The organism is Noviherbaspirillum sp. (genome assembly GCF_035254865.1).
Classification (GTDB): domain Bacteria; phylum Pseudomonadota; class Gammaproteobacteria; order Burkholderiales; family Burkholderiaceae_D; genus Noviherbaspirillum.
This window is the reverse complement of sequence record NZ_DATFAF010000062.1, coordinates 16,671-40,055: the sequence shown is the minus strand read 5'-3', so window position 1 is coordinate 40,055 and position 23,385 is coordinate 16,671. Positions and strand designations below refer to the sequence as shown.

23 protein-coding genes are annotated in these 23,385 nt (G+C 58.7%); 8 read left to right on the top strand and 15 right to left on the bottom strand.

The window, feature by feature from the left end:
• The first annotated feature begins 71 nt into the window (after positions 1-71).
• The 3 genes from VJ651_RS15025 to VJ651_RS15015 all read left to right on the top strand — a co-directional run bounded on the left by VJ651_RS15025 (position 72) and on the right by VJ651_RS15015 (position 5,514).
• On the top strand, positions 72-1,799 hold the full coding sequence (locus VJ651_RS15025) for a ClcB-like voltage-gated chloride channel protein (protein ID WP_324108232.1): 1,728 nt from the start codon (positions 72-74) through the stop codon (positions 1,797-1,799).
• A gap of 140 nt (positions 1,800-1,939) precedes the next feature.
• Complete coding sequence (gene mutS / locus VJ651_RS15020) at positions 1,940-4,588, top strand: DNA mismatch repair protein MutS (protein ID WP_324108231.1); 2,649 nt, start codon at positions 1,940-1,942, stop codon at positions 4,586-4,588.
• Positions 4,589-4,812: 224 nt separating this feature from the next.
• Positions 4,813-5,514 carry a hypothetical protein gene (locus VJ651_RS15015; protein WP_324108230.1) on the top strand — a complete coding sequence of 234 codons (702 nt, stop codon included), beginning with the start codon at positions 4,813-4,815 and terminating at the stop codon, positions 5,512-5,514.
• A 166-nt stretch (positions 5,515-5,680) separates the two neighbouring features.
• On the opposite strand, the gene VJ651_RS15010 is transcribed toward VJ651_RS15015, so the two are convergent.
• On the bottom strand, positions 5,681-6,229 hold the full coding sequence (locus tag VJ651_RS15010) for an FKBP-type peptidyl-prolyl cis-trans isomerase (protein ID WP_136415408.1): 549 nt from the start codon (positions 6,227-6,229) through the stop codon (positions 5,681-5,683).
• Between the two features lie 94 nt (positions 6,230-6,323).
• On the opposite strand from VJ651_RS15010, the gene VJ651_RS15005 reads away from it, so the two are divergent.
• Together VJ651_RS15005 and VJ651_RS15000 are read left to right on the top strand one after the other, a co-directional pair.
• Positions 6,324-7,457, top strand: a complete 1,134-nt coding sequence (locus VJ651_RS15005; RefSeq protein WP_324108229.1) for a cupin domain-containing protein — start codon at positions 6,324-6,326, stop codon at positions 7,455-7,457.
• A gap of 216 nt (positions 7,458-7,673) precedes the next feature.
• Positions 7,674-7,943 (top strand): hypothetical protein, encoded by a 270-nt coding sequence (locus tag VJ651_RS15000; RefSeq protein ID WP_324108228.1) that lies wholly within the window; start codon positions 7,674-7,676, stop codon positions 7,941-7,943.
• A 79-nt stretch (positions 7,944-8,022) separates the two neighbouring features.
• Here VJ651_RS15000 and VJ651_RS14995 read toward each other — a convergent pair whose 3' ends face one another.
• From VJ651_RS14995 to VJ651_RS14950, 10 genes are all read right to left on the bottom strand, one after another.
• On the bottom strand, positions 8,023-8,796 hold the full coding sequence (locus tag VJ651_RS14995) for an MBL fold metallo-hydrolase (protein ID WP_324108227.1): 774 nt from the start codon (positions 8,794-8,796) through the stop codon (positions 8,023-8,025).
• A gap of 10 nt (positions 8,797-8,806) precedes the next feature.
• Complete coding sequence (gene bamC, locus VJ651_RS14990) at positions 8,807-9,952, bottom strand: outer membrane protein assembly factor BamC (RefSeq protein WP_324108226.1); 1,146 nt, start codon at positions 9,950-9,952, stop codon at positions 8,807-8,809.
• Positions 9,953-10,004: 52 nt separating this feature from the next.
• On the bottom strand, positions 10,005-10,883 hold the full coding sequence (gene dapA, locus VJ651_RS14985; RefSeq protein WP_324108225.1) for a 4-hydroxy-tetrahydrodipicolinate synthase: 879 nt from the start codon (positions 10,881-10,883) through the stop codon (positions 10,005-10,007).
• A 70-nt stretch (positions 10,884-10,953) separates the two neighbouring features.
• Positions 10,954-11,538 (bottom strand): class I SAM-dependent methyltransferase, encoded by a 585-nt coding sequence (locus VJ651_RS14980; RefSeq protein ID WP_324108224.1) that lies wholly within the window; start codon positions 11,536-11,538, stop codon positions 10,954-10,956.
• Positions 11,539-11,557: 19 nt separating this feature from the next.
• Complete coding sequence (locus VJ651_RS14975) at positions 11,558-12,760, bottom strand: tryptophan--tRNA ligase (protein ID WP_324108223.1); 1,203 nt, start codon at positions 12,758-12,760, stop codon at positions 11,558-11,560.
• Positions 12,761-12,766: 6 nt separating this feature from the next.
• Positions 12,767-13,426 carry a site-2 protease family protein gene (locus tag VJ651_RS14970; protein ID WP_324108222.1) on the bottom strand — a complete coding sequence of 220 codons (660 nt, stop codon included), beginning with the start codon at positions 13,424-13,426 and terminating at the stop codon, positions 12,767-12,769.
• Between the two features lie 145 nt (positions 13,427-13,571).
• Positions 13,572-14,195 (bottom strand): L-threonylcarbamoyladenylate synthase, encoded by a 624-nt coding sequence (locus VJ651_RS14965; protein WP_324108221.1) that lies wholly within the window; start codon positions 14,193-14,195, stop codon positions 13,572-13,574.
• Positions 14,196-14,247: 52 nt separating this feature from the next.
• A complete protein-coding gene (gene htpX, locus VJ651_RS14960; RefSeq protein ID WP_324108220.1) occupies positions 14,248-15,129 on the bottom strand; it encodes a protease HtpX in 882 nt (293 codons plus the stop codon).
• Between the two features lie 107 nt (positions 15,130-15,236).
• A complete protein-coding gene (locus VJ651_RS14955; RefSeq protein ID WP_324108287.1) occupies positions 15,237-16,073 on the bottom strand; it encodes a 3',5'-nucleoside bisphosphate phosphatase in 837 nt (278 codons plus the stop codon).
• Positions 16,074-16,176: 103 nt separating this feature from the next.
• Complete coding sequence (locus tag VJ651_RS14950) at positions 16,177-17,052, bottom strand: alpha/beta hydrolase (protein WP_324108219.1); 876 nt, start codon at positions 17,050-17,052, stop codon at positions 16,177-16,179.
• A gap of 108 nt (positions 17,053-17,160) precedes the next feature.
• Between VJ651_RS14950 and VJ651_RS14945 the strand changes: the two genes are divergently transcribed.
• The gene (locus VJ651_RS14945; RefSeq protein ID WP_324108218.1) at positions 17,161-18,843 is read left to right on the top strand and encodes an acyl-CoA synthetase; all 1,683 of its coding nucleotides are present in this window, start codon (positions 17,161-17,163) and stop codon (positions 18,841-18,843) included.
• A gap of 6 nt (positions 18,844-18,849) precedes the next feature.
• On the opposite strand, the gene VJ651_RS14940 is transcribed toward VJ651_RS14945, so the two are convergent.
• The 3 genes from VJ651_RS14940 to VJ651_RS14930 form a co-directional block, all read right to left on the bottom strand.
• Entirely contained in the window at positions 18,850-19,875 is a 1,026-nt protein-coding gene (locus VJ651_RS14940) for a patatin-like phospholipase family protein (protein WP_324108217.1), read from the bottom strand.
• Positions 19,876-20,038: 163 nt separating this feature from the next.
• Positions 20,039-20,425: a hypothetical protein gene (locus VJ651_RS14935; protein ID WP_324108216.1), complete on the bottom strand. Its 387-nt coding sequence runs from the start codon at positions 20,423-20,425 to the stop codon at positions 20,039-20,041.
• A gap of 105 nt (positions 20,426-20,530) precedes the next feature.
• On the bottom strand, positions 20,531-21,358 hold the full coding sequence (locus VJ651_RS14930) for a ferritin-like domain-containing protein (protein WP_324108215.1): 828 nt from the start codon (positions 21,356-21,358) through the stop codon (positions 20,531-20,533).
• Positions 21,359-21,414: 56 nt separating this feature from the next.
• Here VJ651_RS14930 and VJ651_RS14925 point away from each other — a divergent pair, with 56 nt between their 5' ends.
• Positions 21,415-21,942 (top strand): gamma carbonic anhydrase family protein, encoded by a 528-nt coding sequence (locus VJ651_RS14925; RefSeq protein ID WP_324108214.1) that lies wholly within the window; start codon positions 21,415-21,417, stop codon positions 21,940-21,942.
• Between the two features lie 117 nt (positions 21,943-22,059).
• On the top strand, positions 22,060-22,986 hold the full coding sequence (hslO, locus tag VJ651_RS14920) for an Hsp33 family molecular chaperone HslO (RefSeq protein WP_324108213.1): 927 nt from the start codon (positions 22,060-22,062) through the stop codon (positions 22,984-22,986).
• Positions 22,987-23,024: 38 nt separating this feature from the next.
• Here hslO and ftsB read toward each other — a convergent pair whose 3' ends face one another.
• A complete protein-coding gene (ftsB, locus tag VJ651_RS14915) occupies positions 23,025-23,345 on the bottom strand; it encodes a cell division protein FtsB (protein ID WP_324108212.1) in 321 nt (106 codons plus the stop codon).
• Positions 23,346-23,385 lie beyond the last annotated feature (40 nt).

Below are 23,385 nucleotides of genomic sequence, written 5' to 3'. Positions count from 1 at the left end.
CCGAAACGCTTTTGGACAAATGCCGTGTGATGAGAGGCAGTAATGCGCTCCTCACCGAAGATACTGCGATCGTGTTAGCCCTTCTTCTAAAAATAAAGCTCCGCCTTCAACGCCTGTTCGATGCCTCGGAAGCGCCGTCGATGCTGCCTTGGGCGGCGGCTGTCGGCTTCGTCGGCGCACTGGCGACGATCGTCTTTCGTGACGCCTTGCGCGGGCTCCAATGGCTGTTTCTCGGACGAAGCGGCTCATTCGTCGAAATCGCGGAATCCATGCCCTGGCAGGCGCGCATCGTGCTGCCAATGCTGGGCGGTCTCGTTGCCGGCGGCTTCCTCGTGCTGGCGAAACGACGCAAATCCGACGGCGGGTCGGACTACATGGAATCGATCGCTCTGGGTGAAGGGCATGTGTCGTTTTCGCAGACCATCCTGCGCAGTCTGTCATCCCTTTGCACCATTGCCTCCGGCGGCTCGATCGGGCGCGAAGGTTCGATGGTGCAGCTTGCCGCTCTGAGTGCTTCGCTGGTCGGCCGCGTCACCCATCTTGATCCTTCACGATTGCGCTTGCTGGTCGCCTGCGGGGCCGCTGCCGGTATTACGGCGGCCTACAACGCGCCAATTGCCAGCGCCTTTTTCATTACTGAAATCGTGTTAGGCGTCATCGCCATGGACAGCCTCGGGCCGGTGATGGTCGCGTCGGTCGTCGCCAACATCACCATGCGACGCTTTCCAGGCTATCAGCCGACCTACGAGATGCCGGTTTTTCCGCCCATCGCGAACATGGAAGTGATCCTGTTCGTCGGCCTCGGTCTTCTGGCCGGCTTCTTCGCGCCGCAATTTCTGCGCCTGCTCGATCTCATCAAGCGCACGTTTCAAAAAACGAAGCTGCCACTCCCGCTCCGGCTTGGCATCGGCGGACTGATCGTCGGCATTCTTTCTGTCTGGGTGCCCCAGGTGTGGGGCAACGGCTACAGCGTCGTGAACTCCTTGTTGCATGAACCCTGGGCTTGGCAAGCTGTGTTGCTGGTGCTGGTTTTCAAGGTCATTGCCACCGCGGCAACTGTCGGTTCGGGAGCGGTTGGCGGCATTTTCACACCGACCCTGTTCGTCGGTGCCGCATTCGGATTCCTGTTCGGTCAGGGCATGCATGAATTGTGGCCGCACGCCGTCTCCGCCCCGTTCACCTATGCGATGGTCGGCATGGGAGCCTTTCTCGCCGCGGCAACCAGCGCGCCACTGATGGCGATTCTCATGATTTTCGAGATGACCTTGAGCTACCAGGTCATGCTCCCGCTCATGCTGTCCTGCGTGGTCTCGTATTTCATTGCGCGCAGCATGGAAGGCACCAGCATGTACGAAATCACGACCAAGCGCGAGAAAGCCGAGAAAGCACGACTGCGCCTGCGCGAGACGCGAATGCTGGATTTCATCAAGCCGGCTGAAACCGTGCTGCCGCTTGACGCACCGCTCCACGAGCTGACCCGCCTGTTTCTTCAATACCCGGTGAAATACATTTATATCGTCGATGCATCGAATCGCTATCAAGGCGTGGTCGCCCTTCAGGATCTGGCGCCGGTATTGCCCGATGCCGCCGCAGCGAGTTCACGACAAGCGCAGGATTTTCTGCGCCGCGATTTCCTGGCAGTCATCACGCCCGACATGTCCTTGAGCGACGCTTTGCAGCGATTTCTGACACACCAGGGCGAACGCCTGCCGGTGGTGCAAGACCTGAACGATCCCGTGCTGCTTGGCGTCGTCTTCAAGACAAGCTTGCTCGACACGTATTTCCGCTTGAACAGGTGAACGCGTCGGCCGAATCCCGCGCTAGCGGACCTCGCCGCAGAGTAAAATGGCTGGTTTTATTGCTCGCAGGCCACGCCGAACTTCGGCCCGCATCGAAACAATAGTGTTCTAACCATTGAGCAGATTCAGCATTGCGTTTCATGAACGACCTGGAAAAACACACACCCATGATGCAGCAGTATCTGCGCATCAAAGCCGATCATCCGGACACACTCGTGTTTTACCGGATGGGCGATTTCTACGAGCTGTTTTTCGATGACGCCGAAAGGGCCGCGCGCATGCTGGGGATTACCCTGACCCAGCGCGGCGCCTCCAACGGATCGCCGATCAAGATGGCCGGCGTACCCTTCCACTCGGTCGAACAATACCTGGCGAAACTGATCAAGCTTGGCGAATCGGTCGCAATCTGCGAACAAATCGGCGATCCTGCTACCAGCAAGGGACCGGTAGAAAGAAAGGTTGTGCGCGTTGTCACGCCCGGCACTCTGACCGATTCCGATCTGCTTCCCGAAAAATCGGACCGGCCACTGCTGGCGCTATGCACCGTGACGCAACGCAAGACCGTGACAGCAGGATTGGCATGGCTGTCCATGGCCAGTGGCGCGCTGCGAATGATGGAATTTTCCGGTGATGCAAAATCCTTCGAGGTTCGCCTGCGACAGGAACTGGAGCGCGTCGCGCCGGCGGAGATCCTGCTGGCCGACGAGATCGGACTCATCACAATGCAGGGCATCGCGGGCAAATTCACTTCCGTACCCTCCTGGCATTTCGACTCGACCTCGGGCAAAAAGGCCTTGCTGGAACAGCTTGCCGTGGCAACGCTTTCGGGATTCGGCGCGGACGGCTTGACTGCCGCCGTCGGCGCGGCGGGCGCACTGCTCCGGTACGCACAGTCCACCCAGGGCAAGGGTCTGCAGCATGTGCGGACGCTGACGGTCGAATCGGAAAACGAATTCATCGGCCTGGACGCCCCGACGCGCCGCAACCTCGAACTCACCGAGACGATACGCGGGCAGGATGGTTCCGCAGCCTCCCCGACGCTGTTCTCTCAGCTTGATCACTGCCGGACCGCGATGGGTTCGCGCCTGTTGCGTCATTGGTTGCACCACGCCAGACGTGATCAGACAATCGCCAAGTCGCGCCATGCAGCACTCAATGCATTGATGCGCGCCGACGCATCGTCGGGTCTGTCAGCTACCTTGGCGGCTGTTCCCGACATTGAACGGATCACCACACGCATCGCGCTGCTCTCCGCGCGCCCGCGCGACCTGGCTGGCTTGCGCAGCGGATTGCAGCAATTGCCGTCGCTGCGTGCGTATGTTGCCATGTGCAACAAGGACGCGGATGCGCCCTTGCTGAGATCGATTCAGGATGCGCTGGCGACACCGTCGGAATGCCTAGACCTGATCGAACGCGGCATCTCCCTGGAGCCGGCGGCGATGGTGCGGGATGGTGGCGTCATTGCACGCGGATTCGACGCTGAACTTGACGAACTGCGCGCACTCTCGGAAAACGCCGGCCAGTTCCTCGTCGACCTCGAAACGCGCGAGCGGGCACGCACCGGCATCTCCAACCTGCGGGTGGAATTCAACAAGGTGCATGGTTTCTATATCGAAGTCACGCACGGGCAGACGGACAAGGTCCCGGACGATTACCGCCGCCGGCAAACCCTGAAGAATGCCGAACGCTATATCACGCCCGAGCTGAAGGCTTTCGAAGACAAGGCTTTGTCGGCGCAGGAGCGCGCACTGGCGCGCGAAAAATACCTTTACGAAAAACTGCTGAATGACCTTGCGCCGCATATCGGTACCTTGCAAGGCATCGCACACGCATTGGCAGAGCTGGATACGCTGGTAGCACTTGCCGATCATGCGATGCGTAACAACTGGTGCGCACCGCAGCTTGTCAACGAACCGACCATTCAGATCGAACAGGGTCGCCATCCTGTCGTGGAAAACCAGATTGAACGCTTCATCGCCAACGATTGCGAATTGCACAGCGAGCGCAAGCTTCTCCTGATTACCGGCCCGAACATGGGCGGCAAATCGACCTACATGCGTCAGGTGGCGCTGATTACGCTGCTCGCCTATGTCGGCAGTTTTGTTCCGGCCAGCCGCGCAACAATTGGACCGATCGATCGCATCTTCACCCGCATCGGCGCGGCCGATGACCTGGCCGGCGGCCGTTCGACCTTCATGGTGGAGATGACCGAGTCGGCAGCGATTCTGAATGGCGCCACGGAGCACTCGCTCGTGCTGATGGACGAAGTGGGCCGCGGCACGTCGACCTTTGACGGATTGGCATTGGCCTGGGCGATCGCGCGGCATTTGCTCGAAACGACACGCAGCTTCACGCTGTTCGCGACGCATTACTTCGAGCTCACTCAGCTGCCCGAAACCCATGCTGCGGCCGCGAATGTTCACCTTTCCGCCGTTGAGCACAAGGACAGCATCGTTTTCCTGCACGCAGTCCAGCCAGGCCCCGCCTCACAGAGTTACGGCCTGCAGGTCGCTCAGCTGGCAGGCGTGCCGCAGCCGGTCATCAGGGCAGCGCGCAAACATCTGGCCGCGCTGGAAGCCCACTCGGTGCAGGCAACGCCTCAATTCGACTTGTTTGCGAACAGCATTGCGGAAATCCAAGAGTCACCCGATATACCAGAACCGGAGAACTCGATCGAGGTCACAGCAGTGATGGAAGTGCTGGCCGAAACCGATCCGGACGCGCTTTCTCCGCGTGAAGCGCTGGATGTGCTGTATCGGTTGAAGAATCTGGCTGCCAAACAACAATGAGAAGAATCGTGCTGCAGTCCGTGTTGGTATGCGCCGCCTTGGCGCAGGCTTGCGCATTCGCCGCCGATCCGGAGGAATTCAGTTTCGCGGTAATTTCACATCCGCACAAACCATCCTCGGATGACGCCGCATTGCGCAATGCGATTGAATCAACCGACGCCGAAAACCTCGCCTTTGTCGTTGCCAATGGCATCAAGGCAGTCGATGAGGCGTGCACCGACACAGTGTACGGTCAGAAAAAATCCCTTTTGCAAACGGCAAAAAACGGGTTGATCGTATCACTCGCCGCAAGCGATTGGGCCGAGTGCAAAAATGAAAACGGCAGATCGGTGGCGAACGGGAAATTGAATCGCCTGCGCGATTTGTTCTTCAGCGACGAGTTCTCGTTAGGCGAAAGCCGGATTCCGGTCATTCGCCAATCGACAACCGCCAAGTTTCGCAACTTCCCGGAAAATGCGCGCTGGGAAATCGGCGGCATCATGTTTGCCACCCTTAACTTGCCTGCCAACAACAACCACTTTGTCTTCGATGCAGGGCGTAATGGCGAATTCGAAGATCGGCTGGTGGCCAATCGCGACTGGCTGCAACGCATCTTCATGCATGCCGCACGCGACGAGCTCAATGGAATCGTACTGTTCTGCGATGGCAACCTGCTCGCCAAACCGGGCGTGTCGGGGCGCAAGCGTGACGGATTTGCAGAGATGAGGCGCCAGATCGGCAGCCTCGCGGCGCAGTTTACGGGGAAAGTCCTTGTCATTCACGGCGCACCTGCTGCCCCCACCTCTTCGAGGCGCATCAACTGGCAAGGCAAGCTCGGCGAACTGGCGGTCGGGCCGGGCTGGGTCAAACTCTCCGTCAACCAATCCGCCCCTACATTGTTCTCTGTGGCCGTCGAGCCCGCACAGGCAAGGAACAATCATCACTGAGACCGGCGAAAAGACTATGTACCGCAGCCTAGAAGCGACGAATGATGGCGGGACAAGGCGCCCGACATCCGGCGCCTGCCGCAGCCGAAACCCCTAACGTCTGCATGTAGTATTCACTCAGGCTTTGTAATACCTGCACTACGCGCAAGACGAGAGGTCTTCGTTCTTATTGCAGCGGATAACTGCGGAACTGATCGCCCTCATCGCCTTCGTCATCCTCAACGTCGCCGTGGTGATGACCGTGTTCGCCGTGCACATGCTGATGTGCGATTTCCTCGTCGGAAGCCGTGCGCACCTCTGCGACATTCAGGGTAAAGCGCAGCGCCATGCCGGCCAGAGGGTGATTTCCATCCAGGACAACCTTGTCGTCCGCGATATCCGTCACCGTGAAAATAAGCGGCTCGTCGCCATCCTCTCCGCCATCCGGCGTGCCCTCGAACTGCATACCGACTTCAATCGGCTCCGGCAGTCGATTGCGCGGCTCGATCTTGATCAGGCTCGGGTCGTATTCACCGAACGCATCATCAGGTTCGACCTGGATGGTGGTTTCATAACCGGCATCCTTCCCTTCCAGAGCCTCTTCGATCTTCGGCAGGGTATTCTCGTAACCACCGTGCAGATAGACCATCGGCTCTCTGCTTTCCTCAATCAGATTGCCCTGCGCATCCGACAATTTGTAGTGCACTGTCACTACCGTATTCTTGGCAATCTTCATGGCCAAACCTTTCAAAAAGATGTTCACGCGATTATACCCGGCAGCACAAGCCCTTGGCTTCTCAGCAATAGGCATGCCTATATAATCCGGATCTATGAAAAACACCTCGCTTCTCGGCGGCCTCTCGCCGCAACAGTTCCTGCGCGACTACTGGCACAAGAAACCTCTGTTGATTCGCCAGGCTTTCCCCGGCTTCAAACCGATCATGACGCGGGAGGAACTCTGTGAACTCGCCGCACAGGACGATGTGGAGTCGCGCCTGATTTCCCACTTCGACGCACACTGGGAAATGCACAAGGGGCCGTTCGACAGGATTCCTTCGTTCAGGAAAAAATCCTGGACTCTGCTGGTTCAAGGGGTCAATTTGCATCACGACGCGGCAGATGCACTCATGCAGCAATTCCGTTTCATTCCGGATGCGCGGCTCGATGACCTGATGATCAGCTACGCCACCGATACTGGCGGCGTGGGTCCGCATTTCGACTCCTATGATGTGTTCCTGTTGCAGGCACATGGGCAACGACGCTGGTGCATCGGCGCGCAAAAGGATCTGTCTCTTGTGGAAGGTATGCCGCTGAAAATCCTGAAGAATTTTCAGGCCGAGCAGGAGTTCGTGCTGGAACCGGGCGACATGCTTTATTTGCCGCCCCACTATGCGCATGACGGGATTGCCGTCGGCGAATGCATGACCTATTCGGTCGGCTTTCGTGCCCCCGCTTATCAAGAGCTTGGCGAGGCCTTCCTGCAATTCATGGCCGATTCGATTGAACTGCCCGGCCGCTACGCCGACCCCGATTTGGCACCAAGCAAACACCCTGCGGAAATCAGCAGCGCCATGCTGCACCATGTCACAGATGAAATCGCCAAGATCCGTTTCCACGAAAGCGACATCGCCATCTTTCTCGGAGAGTATCTGTCGGAACCGAAACCAAATGTCTTTTTCGAGCCGCCGGCGCGGCCCCTCTCCTTGCACCGCTTCGCACAAGCCGCTTCCAAGCGAGGCGTTTTCCTGTCCCGAAAGACAAGAATGTTGTATCGAGGCAAGTACGTATTTATCAACGGGGAATCATTCACCGTTCGTCGTGAAGACAAGATAGCGCTCGCATCTCTCGCGAACGCGCGCAAGCTCAGCAATACCGAAGTGGCCGCCGTGTCGCAAGACGTGCGGGAGGCCCTTCACACCTGGTACGAGGACGGATGGATCGAGCTCGGACAAAATAATAATTAAACATGTTGCCCGCTTACAAAGCGCTTACTAAAAAGAAAAAGCGATATGTCTTGTTGTAAAAAAACCCGTTATAATTGTGAGTTAGGAAGTTTTCAATGTGTGGCGATGCAGCATTTAATGCGTAAAGCCTGCGAAAACCCCTATAGAGCGATAATTACCGGTAATTATTCATCGCATGATTTGATTTTTGATAATAATCTTTGAAGGAAATAATCCATGAAAAAGACTCTGCTGATCGCTTCCCTGTTGGCTGTTGCTCTGGCTGCTTGCGGTAAAAAAGAAGAAGCTGCTGCTCCGGCACCGGCTCCTGCTGCTGAAGCTCCTGCTGCTCCGGCTGCTGCTGCTCCGGCCGCTTCCGCTGAAGCCGCTCCGGCTGCTGCTGCCCCGGCTGCTTCCGCTGACGCTGCTGCTCCGGCTGCTGCTGCTCCGGCTGCTTCCGCTGAAGCCGCTCCGGCTGCTGCTGCCAGCGCATCTGCTTCCAAGTAATCTTCGATTGCTTGTACAAAAGCCGACCCTCGGGTCGGCTTTTTTTCGTTTCGACGGGCCGGTCGGCGAGCGAAAGCGATCACATATTTAAATCGATCCAATCAAATCCCTCTTCCTGACAAGCGATCCTTACTTGCGCTGCATCGACTACGCTGCATAAGGCCGCGCGCGCCAGCTCCGGTGTATTGTTTTGCTGACTTAAATGGGCGCCGACAACCGTCTTCAAGCGGGTTCTGTCGATGGCAGCAAGAATTTCAGCGCTGGTATCGTTCGACAAATGCCCGAACGCACCGCCGATTCGCTGCCTGAGCGATGGCGGATAAGCCGAATTCGCCAGCATCTGGCGATCATGATTACATTCCAGCATCAGAGCATCACATTTGCCGAGCGCGTCGACCAGATGCGGCGTGGACTGCCCGGCATCAGTCAACACACCGAGCTTGTAACGGCCGTCGCCGGCAACATACTGTATTGGTTCCCGTGCATCATGCGGAACAGTGTAGGGGATCAGCTCAAGGTCGCCGATGGACAAGCGCTCGCTGTCGCGGCAAAAATGCAGGTCAACGCCCTCACACGCCCTTTGCACCGCCTGAAAGGTGCCGAAGCTGAGCCACACGGGCAATCGGTGGCGACGAGCGAATTTGAATACGCCGCCGACATGATCCTGGTGTTCATGCGTGACGACAATACCGGCGAGATCGGCCGGCAGCATATCCAACTTCTGCAAACGGCGCTCGGTTTCCTTGATGGCAAACCCGCAATCCAGCATGACTGTCGTGCGGGTTAGGCCCGATGTGGCGGAAATCAGCAGCGCATTTCCCTCGCTGCCGCTTCCTAGACTTGCAAATTTCAATCGTCTTCAGTTATTTGAGTTGCTCGTTCAGCAAAGAGAGAATCTTGTCAGCGGTTTGCGACGTATCTTCACGGCCTTCGCTATCGAGGACAGCGACCTGGCTGACCGCGCCTGTTCCCTTGACCGAAACACGATAGCGCAGAGCGGACTTCGCCTTGTCGTCGCTACCGAATGTGAACAGTCGCGAGAAGAATCCCTTTTCGGATGCCTTCGCCTTGTCTTTCTCAGGGTCGACATAGCGCACGTAGTAGACGCCCTGGGCGCGGTCACGGTCTTCCACCGTGAATCCGACGCGGTCCAGTGCCAGGCCGACTCGGCGCCATGCGCGGTCGAAGCCTTCATCCACTTCAACGTATTCGCCCTTGCTGCCCTTGACCAGCTTGGCGCGCAGCGGTTGTACACCGGCATTGACGACAGTTTCCTTGGCCCTCACGCTTTCCACGCCGAGGCGCGCCATCAGCTTCGACAGGAATTCAGCTTCAAGTTCCGGGTCGGAAGGACGCGGCGTCCACATGGTGCTGTCTTTTTGCTGACCGACCAGGACTTCCTGCATGCCGCGGTGGCTGATATAAATTTCGGTTCCGCCGTTGGCCGTGCGTTCAAGCCGCGTACGGAACTTGTCACGCTCGCCGGTCGAGTACATCGAGTCGAGCGCCTTGCCCAGCGCGTTACGAATGAAGTCTTGCGGAATCTTGGCGCGATTCTCGGCCCAGTCGGTTTCCATGACGCCGGTCTGCGGCGATTCCATGGTCAGGAGGAAACCGGAATCCTGCCAGAAATCCTTGATCTGCGGCCACAGCACTTCAGGACTCTGCTTGACCACGAGCCAACGCTGATTGCCGGCGCGCTCGATGTGCACGTCGGCGTTCGCGTTGGGAGCAACGACCGCGGTCGAAGTCGGCTTGACGCCTTGCTGCAGGTTGTAGCCGGACGCGGTCGCAGTGCCCCGGACTTCCGGAATCGCATAACGGTTCTCGCGCTGCAACTGGGTCAAATCGGGAGGCACTTCCAGGGAAGGCGCTTTCCCTGCACTCTTGTAATCCACGCGATCCGGTTCCAGCACCGAGTCTATCGAGCCGCAGCCGGCGAGACCGGCCAGCGCCAGTGCATAAATAAGTCCACGTTGAGCCAAGTGTGCGTTCTTGCGAATAGTCATGTCGATGCTGAATGAGATGGGTTCTGTTTATCTACCGGACCAGGAGCGGCGCTTATTGTAATACACCGGACTCGCGCAACGCGGCGCGTACGGTCTCGTGGAGATCCGTACCGAGCGACACCAGCGGCAATCGAATCCCCGACGGGATCAGACCCATTTCGGCCATGGCCCACTTCACGGGCACCGGATTCGGTTCGACGAAGAGCTTGTTATGCAAAGGCAGCAGTTTGTTGTTGATGGCAACCGCTTCGGCGACCTTGCCGCTCATTGCGGCGACACACAGTGCATGCATGCCGCGCGGCGCAACATTGGCGGTCACGGAGATGTTCCCCTTTGCGCCACAGAACATCAGTGCCATCGCGGTCGGATCGTCGCCCGAGAAAACCGAGAAGGATTTCGGCGCGAGGCGGATCAGATCGCTGCCGCGCGCGATGTTGCCGGTTGCGTCCTTGACGCCAATGATGCCACGCACCTGCGCCAGTCGCAGGATGGTTTCGTTCGACATGTCGGCGACAGTGCGGCCGGGGACATTGTAAAGAATCGCCGGCAGATCGACTGATTCAGCGATCTTCTTGAAGTGCTGATACATGCCTTCCTGCGTCGGGCGATTGTAGTAAGGCACGACCAGGAGCGAGGCATCAGCGCCGACGTTCTTCGCATACTGCGTAAGTTCGATCGCTTCCGTGGTCGAATTCCCGCCGGTGCCGGCAATGATGGGAATGCGCTTCGCGGTATGCTCGACGGCGACCTTGATCAACTCGCAGTGCTCTTCCACGGAGACCGTAGGCGACTCACCGGTCGTTCCGACGATGACGATGCCGTCGGTGCCTTCGGCGATGTGCCAGTCGATCAGTTTGCGCAAACCAGGCAAGTCGAGACTGCCGTCTGCGTGCATGGGGGTGACGATTGCGACAATGCTGCCCTGAATCATGATGTTATTCGGTAAAGGGTAAAACGATGATTGTAGCGGATAGCCTGCTCCCGTGGGGCAATCATGCCTTTCAATTCAGGCGCAAACGCTCCGAGGCGACGGCCGATTCCGCCCGTATGGCGCATATCCGCTGAACCATCGCCGGCCTCGGATTTTCGAGGTAACCGTCTTCAAAGGCCAGGACGCGCAAGGCGCAGCGCTGCTCCGCAGCGACAAACTCGAGCAGTTCTCCCTGCTGTAACAGGAACATGGAATTGGAAGGCTTGCCAAAATGCTCATTCCCTTGCGCGAAGGTTTCGTAGATGAGCATTCCACCCGGCGCCAGACTGCGGAAAATATGCGGAAAGAGCGGGCGGTGGAGGTAGTTGGTGACTACAATGCCGGCGAAACGCTCCTCGGCGAACGGCCACGCAAAACCCGCGTCTTCAAGGTCGAGCTGCTGTGTCGTAATGTGCGGCCCTGCGGCGTGCTTGAGAGCGACGGGATCCCGATCAATCGCCAGCACCGCATGCCCCAAGCCAGCCAGCAGGCGCGCATGCCGCCCGCCCCCGCATGCCAGATCGAGCACCTCGCCCTCCGGGATCAGCGGCGCAAAGCGCATCACCCAGGCCGAAGGCTGATCCGGCGAGGCGTGCGGCGGCGATGTTTTTTGCAATTGGCGCCCGCTTCCGAAATTAGCTGTAGTTGAGGCCCATCGCCTCGCGCACGTCGCGCATGGTTTCCTGCGCCAGCTTGCGCGCCTTGTCGCAGCCATCGGCGACGATGGCGCGCACCAGAGACGGATCGTCGAGGTACTTCTGCGCACGCTCGCGCATGGGTTCCTGTTCCTTGAGGATTGCATCGACCACAGGCTGCTTGCATTCGAGGCAACCGATGCCGGCCGATTTGCAGCCCTTCACGACCCAGTCTTTCGTCTCGTCGTCGGAGTAGACCTGATGCAACTGCCAGACCGGGCACTTTTCCGGATCGCCCGGATCGGTGCGACGTACGCGTGCGGGATCAGTGGGCATGGTGCGGATTTTCTTGGTGACCGATTCCTTGTCTTCGCGCAGCGTGATGGCATTGCCATAGCTCTTCGACATTTTCTGGCCATCCAGGCCGGGCAGACGCGATGCTTCCGTCAGACGCGCCTGCGGTTCGACCAGGATCAGCTTGCGACTGCCTTCCAGGTAGCCGAACAGGCGCTCGCGATCGATCATCGACAGGTTCTGCGCTTCGTCGAGCATGGCCTTGGCTTGCGCCAGGGCGTCCGCGTTACCCTGCTGCTGGAACTCGGTGCGCAACTCCGTATAAATGCGTGCGCGCTTGCTGCCGAGCTTCTTGACTGCTTCCTGCGCCTTTTCCTCGAAGCCCTTTTCCTTGCCGTACAGGTGATTAAAGCGGCGTGCCAGTTCGCGCATCATTTCGATGTGCGGGATCTGGTCCTCGCCGACGGGAACCAGACTCGCGCGATAAATCAGCACGTCAGCCGCCTGCAGCAGCGGATAGCCGAGAAAGCCGTAGGTGGCGAGATCGCGGTCGGCGAGTTTCTCCTGCTGGTCCTTGTAGGTCGGCACGCGTTCCAGCCAGCCGAGCGGCGTTGCCATCGACAGCAGCAGATGCAGTTCCGCATGTTCCGGCACGCGCGACTGGATGAACAGCGTTGCCTGCGCCGGGTCGATGCCGGCGGCGAGCCAGTCGACCACCATGTCCCACACACTCGTTTCGATAATGCTGGGGTCGTCGTAATGTGTGGTTAACGCGTGCCAGTCGGCGACAAAGAACAGGCAAGGCAATTCGGATTGCATCTTGATCCAGTTCTTGAGGGCGCCGTGATAATGGCCAAGGTGCATTGCACCAGTCGGACGCATGCCGGAAACAACACGATCGGGATACATAGAGGTTCAGCTCAGAAAAATGGTCAGTGGGGAAAGAATCAGTTTTAGCGCTGCGTGGGCAATGGTCATGACGGGCACCATCCAGAAATACAACACCTTCAGCATGACCAGTGCCATCACGATGAAAAAACCGTAGGGCTCGATCTGCGCGAATTTATACGCATAGCGATGCGGCAATATGCTGGTCAGCACGCGACCGCCGTCAAGTGGTGGGATCGGGAACAGGTTAAATGCCAGCATGACCAGATTGCTCAACACGCCCGCCTGGGCCATGCGGCTGAAGAACTCCTCTTCGACACCGGTGACGGCAAGAACGATCGCAAATATCATCCATATCAAGGCCATGACAAAATTGGATGCGGGTCCTGCCAGCGCGACCCACGCCATATCGCGCTTGGGCTTGCGCAAGTTGCCGTAATCGATAGGAACCGGTTTGGCATAGCCGAACAGAAAGGCTCCGGAGGTGGCGACATACAACAAGATCGGAATGACAATCGTGCCGAAGGGGTCAATATGCTTGAGCGGATTCAGGCTCATGCGCCCCTGCAGGTAGGCGGTCGAGTCGCCGAAATAGCGTGCCGCGTAGGCATGAGCAGCTTCGTGCAGCGTAATCGCAAAGAGCACTGGCAGTGCGTACACTGCTATCGTTTGAATTAGGTCATCCATGGGGTGAGATTCTAACAGAGGGCCACCACGGCCAATGATGCGATCGGGAAAAGCCTGAAGTGTGCTTGTTTTGCGATGGCGAACAGGCCGGTCCGGGCCAGTCGGTCCGCCTACTCAAAGCATCAGGGGCGACCGGCAAGGAAAACTACAGCCCGAATGGAGCTGGATCGCCGCTTCCTTGCCGCAGCAGGACCGGCTCGTCCGCCGTAAGATCGATCACGGTGGTGGGCACCAGACTGCAGGCGCCACCATCGATCACCAGCTCAACCTGGCGCGCAAGTTGATCACGCACTTCCTCGGGGTCGGTCAGAGGCTCGTTTTCGCCCGGCAGGATCAGCGTCGTACCCAGTAGCGGCTGGCCGAGATCTTCCAGCAAGGCCTGGACAATCTGATTCTCCGGAACCCGCAGGCCGATGGTCTTGCGTGACGGATGGCTCAGGCGGCGCGGCACCTCCTTGGTGGCCTCCAGGATGAACGTGTAGGGGCCGGGAGTCGCCGTCTTGAGCAGGCGGTATTGGCGGTTATCGACGCGCGCGTACTGCGCAATCTCGCTCAGGTCGCGGCACAACAGCGTCAGGTGATGCTTGTCGTCGATGCCGCGGATACGCCGGATACGTTCGACCGCGGACTTGTCGTCCAGGTGGCAAACAAGGGCATAGCAGGAATCGGTCGGCACGGCGACGATGCCCCCGCTGTGAATGATTTGCGCCGCCTGCTTGATCAGCCGCAGTTGCGGATTGTCGGGATGAATTTGAAAAAATTGGCTCATAAAAGAACGGCGGAAGTCCGCTGACGTCCGCCGTTACGGTTCTTTTTGTTAATCAGCGCGTGCCACGCAATGCGGCGATCCGCTCCTCGATCGGCGGATGGGTCGCGAACAGGGCTCCAAACCCCGATCCGCCGCCGTTGATGCCGAACGATTTGAAGGCCTCCGGCATGTGCTCCGGCGGTTCCAGCCCGCCCAGGCGCGCCAATGCCTTGACCATGGGTTGGGGAGTGCCGAGCAATTTCGCCGAACCGGCATCCGCGCGAAATTCCCTGTAGCGCGAGAACCAGGCGACGATGATCGAAGCCAGGATACCGAATACAATCTCACAGGCAAATACGGTGACGAAATAGCCTATGCCGGGGCCGCGATCGTCGTTATTACGGAACACCGCCTTGTCGATCATGTAACCGACGACACGCGCAAGAAAGACTACAAAGGTATTGACCACGCCCTGGATCAGGGTCAGCGTCACCATGTCGCCATTGGCGACGTGGGCGATCTCATGGCCCAAGACGGCTTCCACCTCATCTCTCGTCATGCCTTCCAGCAAACCGGTCGACACGGCAACCAGCGCGGAATTCTTGAACGCGCCGGTAGCAAAGGCATTCGGCTCACCTTCGTAGACGGCAACTTCTGGCATGGCGATGCCGGCACGTTCCGCCAGTTTTTTGACGGTATCAACCAGCCATAATTCGGTTGATGAAGACGGTGCGTCGATGACGTGCGCGCCGGTTGACCATTTCGCCATCTGTTTGCTCATCAGCAGCGAAATGAAGGCACCGGTGAAACCGACCACCAGCGAATACACCATCAGGTTTCCGAGGTTCAGCCCGTTCGCGGTGAGATAGCGGTTTACGCCCAGCAAGGAAAGTACAACCGACATGACCACCATGACGGCAAGATTGGTGGCAAGAAAAAGTATGATTCGCTTCATTCAAGGGTCTCCTGGTTCAAGCGATGCATAGATAGGGTTGTTTGCTAGAAATTCAAGATGTCGTGATGGTAGCCGCAGAAACGGGCCGTTACCAGCCGCTCCCGGCCTTACAGGCGCCAGTCGTGCCAGACCGGCACGACGGAGGCAGGCAACGGCGGCAGCGCGCCGAGTTCGGTATGTGATTCGCCAGGCCCATGGAAATCCGATCCCCGCGACGCAAGCAAGTTGTAGTTCTTTGCAACTGTGGCAAAGCGTGCATATTCTTCTTCCGTGTGGCTGCCTGTCACCACTTCCACGCCGACGCCGCCATGGCGCTTGAATTCCGACAAAAATACGTCCAGTTCCAGATCGTCGAAGTCGTAACGGCCGGGATGGGCGACCACCGCGATGCCGCCGGCCCCACGAATCCAGTCCACCGCGTTCTTCAGTGTGGCCCAGCGATGCGGCACAAAGCCCGGCTTGCCGTCGATCAGGTAGTTGCCGAAGACTTCGCTGACATCCTTGCAGACGCCCAGCTCGACGATGTAGCGTGCGAAATGCGTGCGGGAGATCAGGTCGGGGTTGCCGACGTATTTGAGCGCGCCTTCAAATGCATGCGGAATTCCGGCTTCGGCAAGCTGGGCCGCCATTTCACGAGCGCGTCGCTCGCGTCCTGAACGCGTGTTCTTCAAACCCGCGGCCAGATCCCGATTTTTTTCATCGAATCTCAGGCCGACGATATGCACGGTGCGCGCAGCCCAGGTGACCGAGATCTCGACACCCGTGACATAGTGCATGCCGAGCGCTTTTGCCGCCTCGCGCGCTTCCGGAATACCATCTATTTCGTCGTGATCGGTCAGCGCCCAGACGTCGACACCGCCGGCCTTGGCGCGAGCGGCAACATCCGATGGCGTAAGCGCACCGTCGGAAACCCTGGAATGACAATGAAGATCGACGTTCAGCATGAAGAAAGAGTACAAAGCCCGCAATGAGACATCGATCATTGTACGCCGACCAGCCCTTCCCTGCCGCGCACCGCCTGCATAAGCGGTGCCGTCTCTTGCGCTGTCAGTCCAGAAACTGCTCGATCAAGGTCGCCAGCGCCTGCGGCTGGTCATGATGCAGCATATGTCCGGCATCATTGATCATCGCCGTAGTGACATTCGGAATGAACTTGATCCGGCGATCAATCTCGATACGCGCCTTTTCCTTTGGTCCCATCCAGCGCCACGCTTCGGTGTCGTCCGCTTCGACCCACAAAACCGGCGCCGTGATCGCCTGCCAGCAGGCCAGCACTTCATCCACGCGATACAGAATCGGGCTGCTGAGCTTATGGGCGGGATCGCCCAGGATTTCCCATTCGCCGCGCGCATTCTGCGCGGACCAATGTCCGGCCAGGAAAGCCGCCCGCTCATTGGTCAGGCGCGGATTGGTTTTTTGGAGTCGTGCGGCAACCTCGGCCTGAGTCGGATACGCGCGCATGCCGGGCGGATCGCGCAACTCGTCCAGCCATTTTGCGTACCGTTTGGGAGCTTGCTCCGGATGCGTGGACGGCAAGCCGAATCCCTCTAGGTTGATCAGCTTCCTGATGCGTTCGGGACGCACGCCGGAATAGATGCACACCACATTGCCGCCCATGCTGTGACCGAGCAAATCGACCGGGGCATCCGGGGAATAGTGGTTGAGAATCGCATCCAGATCGCCGAGATAATCTGCGAACCAGTAGGAATCCACACCCGGATTCTTGGTCAGACCAAAACCGCGCCAATCCGGCGCAATGACGTGCCAGTCACGCTTCAGGCAGTCGACCACAAACTGGAAGGAAGCGGAAACATCCATCCAGCCGTGCACCATGAACAACTTGGGCGCATCTTCATTGCCCCAGTGATGCACATGGTACTGGAGCCCGCGAACAGGGATGAATTCGGAACGAGGAAATTTCATGTCTGGTAAGCCGGGTCAAAGGAGGTTTTCGAATAAATCGGCATAATAGGCAGCTTCAGAAGCGACAGATTTATAGCACGACCGTTCGATAATTATACTGGAGAGGCCATGACTTCTGCTGAACGCACTTCCCAGCCGGATGACTACGATGTTCTTTACAACGAGTTCCGCTGGAGTGTTCCCACTGAACTGAATATCGCTGAAGTTTGTTGCGCGCGCTGGGCGACAGACCCGGCACGTATCGCAATCTATCACGAGGATGAGTCGGGAGAGACCTCTACCCTGACCTACGCGGCGCTGCATGAACAGGCAAACCGGCTGGCCAATGTGCTGCGCGCACTCGGCGTGAAAAAAGGCGATCGCGTGGCCATCGTGCTCCCGCAGCGCCCCGAAACCGCGATTGTCCATATGGCATGCTATCGTCTTGGCGCAATCGCCATGCCGCTGTCCATCCTGTTTGGCCCTGAAGCCTTGGAATACCGCCTGCAAAACAGCGAAGCAGGTGTCGCCATCGTGGACCAGGCCGGCCACCAGAACCTGCAGGAAATCCGCGCCAGCTGCCCGGCATTGCAGCACGTCGTCGCGATTGATTGCGAGGCAGTGGATGCGTTTGACTGGCACAATGAACTCGCACGCGCCGGCACCGATTTCGACCCGGTGCGCACGCTTGCCACCGACCCTGCCGTCCTCATTTATACCAGCGGCACCACAGGCGCACCGAAAGGCGCCTTGATCCCGCAATCGGCCATCATCGGCAACCTGACCGGTTTTGTCGCCTCGCAAAACTGGTTCCCGCAGGATGGCGACGTGTTCTGGTCGCCAGCCGACTGGGCCTGGACCGGCGGATTGTGGGACGTCCTGCTGCCGACACTGTATTTCGGCAAGTCGATCGTCGGCTATCGGGGACGCTTCTCGCCGGATACCGCGTTTTATCTCCTTGAGAAATACGGCGTGACGAATACCTTCCTGTTTCCGACCGCGCTGAAAATGATGATGAAAGCCTGCCCGGCGCCGCGCGAGAAGTATGCACTCAGGCTGCGCGCGATCATGAGCGCGGGCGAGGCGGTTGGCGATACGGTATTCAACTGGTGCCAGTCGGCGCTTGGCGTCACGCCCAACGAAATGTTCGGCCAGACGGAGATGAACTACATCGTCGGCAACAGTGCGCAACGCTGGCCGGCGAAGCCTGGCAGCATGGGACGCCCCTATCCCGGCCATCGCGTGGCGGTCATCGATGATGAAGGCAAGCCCGTCAAAGTCGGCGAGACCGGCGAAGTCGCCCTCAACCGTACCGACATTCACGGCGATCCCGATCCGATCTTTTTCATCGAATACTGGAAAAACCCGGAAGCCACGCGCGGCAAGTACAGCGGCGACTGGTGCCGCACTGGCGACCTGGCGTCCGTCGACGAGGATGGCTATCTCTGGTATCAGGGTCGTGCCGACGACATGTTCAAGGCTGCCGGCTATCGCATTGGTCCGTCCGAGATTGAAAACTGCCTGGTCAAGCACCCTGCCGTCGCCAATGTCGCCGTCGTGCCCAAGCCGGATCCTGAACGCGGCAACATCGTCAAGGCCTTCGTCGTGCTCACGCCGGATATCGAGCGCAGCAAGGAAGCCGACGAGAAACTGATCGCCGAGCTGCAAACGCATGTGCGCGGCAAGCTCGCGCCTTACGAATATCCGAAGGAAATTGAATTCATCGCCGAATTGCCGATGACAACTACCGGAAAGGTCCAGCGACGTGTCCTGCGACTAAAGGAGCAAGAACGGTCGGCAAGCGGACAGTAAGTTTCCTTAGCCGAACAGGCGTGCCAACCTGAATGAAGAGCGCACGCCGAGTTGCTGGAAATTCTCCTCAAGCCATTCTCCGGCGCGCGCCCGGCCCTCGTCATGCAAGCCATTGATGAAAGCCGGATGCGCGTTGAGCTTGCTGTGGCGACCCAACTGGCTCATCAGCTCCCGGGATTCGATCCTGTGCATGTTGAGCTGACGCAGCCTGCGCTCCAGCCGGCCGAATGAAATCCAGCTGCGCCGGGCCTCGCGCTGCGCGAGCATCAATCCCTGCAGCTCGGTAAAAAAGGTCGAGCTGAAGCCCATTTCCGTGAGTCTGTGCCAGATGTCGTCGGCCGTGATCGGCGTTCGGCTATGCGGTTGCGGGTGCAGCAATACCACCATGATGTCGCGCGACGTGCACTTGTGCACCAGCGGGAACAGCGGCGGGTTCGCGGTCAGACCGCCATCCCAATAAGCCTCGCCATCGATTTCCACTGCCCTGTGCAGCAGGGGCAGGCACGCCGATGCCAGCAACACATCGAGCGTCAGTTGCTTGTTGCGAAACAGTTTCAGGGTACCGGCGCTAACCTGCGTGGTTGCAATGAATAGCCGCGTCCTGCATTCCGCGCGCAGTCGTTCGAAATCGATTTGTCTGGCGAGAATGTCGCGTAGCGGATTGATGTCGAAAGGATTGAGCTGGTACGGCGAAAAAAACCGCAGCAAGGGCATGAGCGCCTTGTAGGCAGCGGGAATATCGGATTGCGCCGCGAGGCTGGCGGGCGCGGCAATGCTTTCCGTGCTGGCGCTGAAAGGCGCGCTTCTGGCGACGCTTCCCCAGAATTCCTTCAACGCCTGCCGCGCGCCGACCCGCCCGCCCGTGGTGAGCCCATGTGCAAGAACGACGGCATTCATCGCACCGGCGCTCGCCCCGCTGATACCCTCGATTTCGATGCGCTCGTCTTCCAGCAGGCGATCAAGTACACCCCAGGTGAATGCGCCGTGCGACCCGCCACCTTGCAGCGCCAATGTTATGCGTTTTTTCTCCATGACATCTCTTTCGAAATCAGGCGCGAAGACGCGCCCGGCACATTCATGCCGGGATGCGAATCCGAGTGTTATTGGGAGGTGTTACCGCAGTGGGCAACGCGGCGCCGTCCCGGCTTGCTTTGGCCGGTGGCGGCAAGTTTCGCTGGAGCGACGGAACAGAAGACTATTCTTTCTTCTGTTTATCCTGTCCGTCCTGTGCCTTCTGCATGTCCTGCGCTTCGCTTTGCAGCTTCTGCCCGAGTTGCTGCATGGCTTGTCCGGCTTTCTCGGTTGCCTTGCTGAGTTCAGTTCCGGCGCGAGCAGTCGCTTGATCGATTTGCTCGCCGGCTTTCTCGGCCGGTCCTTTTTCCTCGGCAACCTCTTTTTTCTGGCATGCGGATAGACTGAGCACCGGCACCCCGATTGCCATCAAGGTCGCCACGGATTTCATTGGATTCTTCATCTGTATCACTCCTTCCCTATGCAGATCACGACCGCTTGGCTGCGTTAGAGCGAGGCGCATCTCGATTCCTCGCTGGAAACGATTCCCTTCATTAATGCCAAGAGACAAATGTCACATGAATAAAGACTGGTTGCAAAGGCTGAAGGTTCCAAAGTCATTGCGCGCTGGAAATTTCGTAACGAGACACGTCCATCATACGCACTCTGGACATCATCAACCCAGCAGACTCAATTCTGCATCGCTGAAACCAGCGGCCTTCCTCGCTTCCAGGTTGAATGGCCCGCGCAAGGCCGGTGCCCGGTATTGCGCCGCAAGTCCGGCATAGCTTGCGATCGGGTCGAACCCGCGCGAAGCGCATAGCCAGCCAAACCAGCGATTGCCAATGGCGACGTGGCCGATTTCATCACGCAGGATGATGTCGAGAATTTCAGCAGCGGCAAGATCGCCGGCCTGCGCCAGCTTCGCCCGGACCGGCGGCGAGGCGTCAAGCCCGCGCGCTTCCATGGTGCGCGGAACCAGTGCGATACGCGCCAGCACATCGCCGCTCGTTTTTTCGGCCATGTCCCACAAGCTGTTGTGCGCCGGGAAATCTCCGTAGGCGTAGCCCAGAACCCGCAAGTGATCCGCCAACAGGGAGAAATGCACCGCCTCTTCTGCGGCCACCTTCAACCAGTCAGCATAATAGTCAGCCGGCATGCCGTTGAATCGCCAGATGGCATCGAGCGCCAGATTGATTGCGTTGAACTCGATATGCGCCAGCGCATGGACCATTGCCGCTCGGCCCTCGATCGTACGCATGGAGCGATGCTTGACCGACAGGGGCGGGACAAGCTCCGGGCGGACAGGACGCCCCGGTACCGGATACTGCGGGATCAGAGTGCGGCTTGCATCAAGACGCACAGCGCCGCCGTGCCATTCTTCCAGCAAGGTTTGGACGCCCTGTGCCTTGCTTGTCGGGTCGGCCGCGCAGAGCCAGTGCAAGGCAGCGCCGCGCAACTCTGTCATTTGGGCAAGGGAATTCGGATCTGAAGATGGGTTCATGCCGGCGGCGGTAAAATGGCGGTTTCGACCACGATCAGATTATTTTACGGAAATCCATGGCCATCTACCAATTAGGCGAACAGGTCCCCGAAGTCGATGCCTCCGCTTATGTAAGCGATTCGGCGAACGTTATCGGCAAGGTACGAATCGAAGCGAATGCGAGCGTCTGGTTCAACGTGACGATCCGCGGCGACAATGAGTTGATCACTGTGGGGGAAAACAGCAACGTCCAGGAAGCTTGCGTCCTGCATACTGATCCGGGTTACCCGCTCACCATCGGCAAGAACGTGACCGTCGGACATCAGGCCATGTTGCATGGCTGCACAATCGGCGAGGGCTCGCTGATCGGCATTCAGGCGGTCATCCTGAACGGCGCGAAGATCGGCAAGAACTGTCTGGTCGGCGCCGGCGCACTGGTCACGGAAGGCAAGGAATTTCCGGACAACTCGCTGATTATCGGTTCGCCGGCAAAGGTGGTGCGTACCTTGAGCGCAGAGGATATCGCCCGCACGCAAGGCAATACGGCGAATTACGTCAAGCGCGGTCAACTGTTCAAGCGTGAGCTGAAACGGATCGACCGCTGATTTTCAGGGGATGGCTCGACCGTTCCCGTCTCATTATTCCCCTCTCCTATGCAAATGAGGGGGTCAGGGCTGAGGGCCGGGCTTTGCTGGCCGCTACTCTGTTTTGCAAAGCTCAACATGATGGATACGTTACAACGCTTTATTTTTGAAAACTCCGCCGTGCGCGGCGAGCTGGTCGAGATTTCCGACACTTGGGCTCAGGTGCAGGCGCGCCGCGACTACCCGGCTGCTGTCAGGACGCTGCTGGGCGAGATGCTGGCCGCTGCCGCACTCCTATCCGCCAATCTGAAATTCAACGGCATGATCGTAATGCAAATGCATGGCGACGGTCCGGTAAAACTGCTGGTGGTCGAGTGCGATTCGGACCTGCGCCTGCGGGCGACGGCAAAGCTGGGGCATGAGGTGGAAATCCCGGACGATGCGGGACTCACGCAACTGGTGAATATCCATGGTCGCGGTCGCTTCGTGATCACGCTCGACCCGATGGATAAAATGCCGGGCCAACAGCCATACCAGGGCATTGTCCCGCTGGACGGCGACTCGGTCGCGGCGGTGATTGAAAACTACATGCTGCGCTCCGAGCAGCTCGATACCAAGCTCTGGCTCGCCGCAGACACCAGGGTGTCGCGCGGCCTGCTCCTGCAAAAACTGCCAAACGAGGGCGGCCTTGGCGTCGCTGCGACGGAAGACGCGGATGCATGGGATCGCACCGTGGCATTGGCATCGACGGTGCGCCAGGAAGAATTGCTGTCGACCGACATCAATACCCTGATGCGCCGCCTGTTCTGGGAAGAGACGATACGCATATTCGAGCCGCGGCATCCGAGCTTCCACTGCAGTTGCACGCGCGAGAAGGTCGCCAACATGCTCAAGATGCTTGGCAAGCCGGAGGTCGATTCAGCGCTGGATGAACTCGGGAAGTTGTCGATCAATTGCGACTTTTGCGGTCAGCATTACGAATTCGACAAGGTGGATTGCGCGCAGCTGTTCGCGATTGAAAACACGAGCGACGCAATTCAGCAGGCGGGAACGATCAGACATTGAGCTGTCAGCGTGGAGCGGGCTGCGGCTCGCCCCGGATGTCACTCCTGTTTCTGCTTGGGTTGGGAGGAAGAAGCGACCGGCTTTCCGCTGGGTTCCAGGATCTGGATGAAGATTTCACCATCCTTGATCATGCCCAGTTCATAGCGGGCACGTTCCTCGACGGCGCCGGTCCCTTCGCGTAAATCGTTCACTTCCGAATTGAGCTTGGCATTGCGCGCCTTTAGATCCTCATTCTTCTTTCGCGCGGCGACCACCTGATTGTCGAGATCCCACACGCGTAGCCAACCGCCTTTGCCCAGCCACAAGGGGTACTGGATCAACAGAAGCAAAACGGCAAGGCTGAGAGTGATCAGGCGCATCCCGGTATTCTCTACGAATTTGGGGGCTTTCGCCCCCAAA

Bases quoted from the DNA above. Each gene is read 5' to 3' on its own strand.
- mutS (WP_324108231.1), top strand. From the start codon at position 1,940: ATGAACGACCTGGAAAAACACACACCCATGATGCAGCAGTATCTGCGC.
- VJ651_RS15010 (WP_136415408.1), bottom strand. From the start codon at position 6,229: ATGAAGATTGCCAAGAATACGGTAGTGACAGTGCACTACAAATTGTCG.
- VJ651_RS15005 (WP_324108229.1), top strand. From the start codon at position 6,324: ATGAAAAACACCTCGCTTCTCGGCGGCCTCTCGCCGCAACAGTTCCTG.
- VJ651_RS15000 (WP_324108228.1), top strand. From the start codon at position 7,674: ATGAAAAAGACTCTGCTGATCGCTTCCCTGTTGGCTGTTGCTCTGGCT.
- bamC (WP_324108226.1), bottom strand. From the start codon at position 9,952: ATGACTATTCGCAAGAACGCACACTTGGCTCAACGTGGACTTATTTAT.
- dapA (WP_324108225.1), bottom strand. From the start codon at position 10,883: ATGATTCAGGGCAGCATTGTCGCAATCGTCACCCCCATGCACGCAGAC.
- VJ651_RS14975 (WP_324108223.1), bottom strand. From the start codon at position 12,760: ATGTATCCCGATCGTGTTGTTTCCGGCATGCGTCCGACTGGTGCAATG.
- VJ651_RS14970 (WP_324108222.1), bottom strand. From the start codon at position 13,426: ATGGATGACCTAATTCAAACGATAGCAGTGTACGCACTGCCAGTGCTC.
- VJ651_RS14965 (WP_324108221.1), bottom strand. From the start codon at position 14,195: ATGAGCCAATTTTTTCAAATTCATCCCGACAATCCGCAACTGCGGCTG.
- htpX (WP_324108220.1), bottom strand. From the start codon at position 15,129: ATGAAGCGAATCATACTTTTTCTTGCCACCAATCTTGCCGTCATGGTG.
- VJ651_RS14955 (WP_324108287.1), bottom strand. From the start codon at position 16,073: ATGCTGAACGTCGATCTTCATTGTCATTCCAGGGTTTCCGACGGTGCG.
- VJ651_RS14950 (WP_324108219.1), bottom strand. From the start codon at position 17,052: ATGAAATTTCCTCGTTCCGAATTCATCCCTGTTCGCGGGCTCCAGTAC.
- VJ651_RS14945 (WP_324108218.1), top strand. From the start codon at position 17,161: ATGACTTCTGCTGAACGCACTTCCCAGCCGGATGACTACGATGTTCTT.
- VJ651_RS14940 (WP_324108217.1), bottom strand. From the start codon at position 19,875: ATGGAGAAAAAACGCATAACATTGGCGCTGCAAGGTGGCGGGTCGCAC.
- VJ651_RS14930 (WP_324108215.1), bottom strand. From the start codon at position 21,358: ATGAACCCATCTTCAGATCCGAATTCCCTTGCCCAAATGACAGAGTTG.
- VJ651_RS14925 (WP_324108214.1), top strand. From the start codon at position 21,415: ATGGCCATCTACCAATTAGGCGAACAGGTCCCCGAAGTCGATGCCTCC.
- hslO (WP_324108213.1), top strand. From the start codon at position 22,060: ATGATGGATACGTTACAACGCTTTATTTTTGAAAACTCCGCCGTGCGC.
- ftsB (WP_324108212.1), bottom strand. From the start codon at position 23,345: ATGCGCCTGATCACTCTCAGCCTTGCCGTTTTGCTTCTGTTGATCCAG.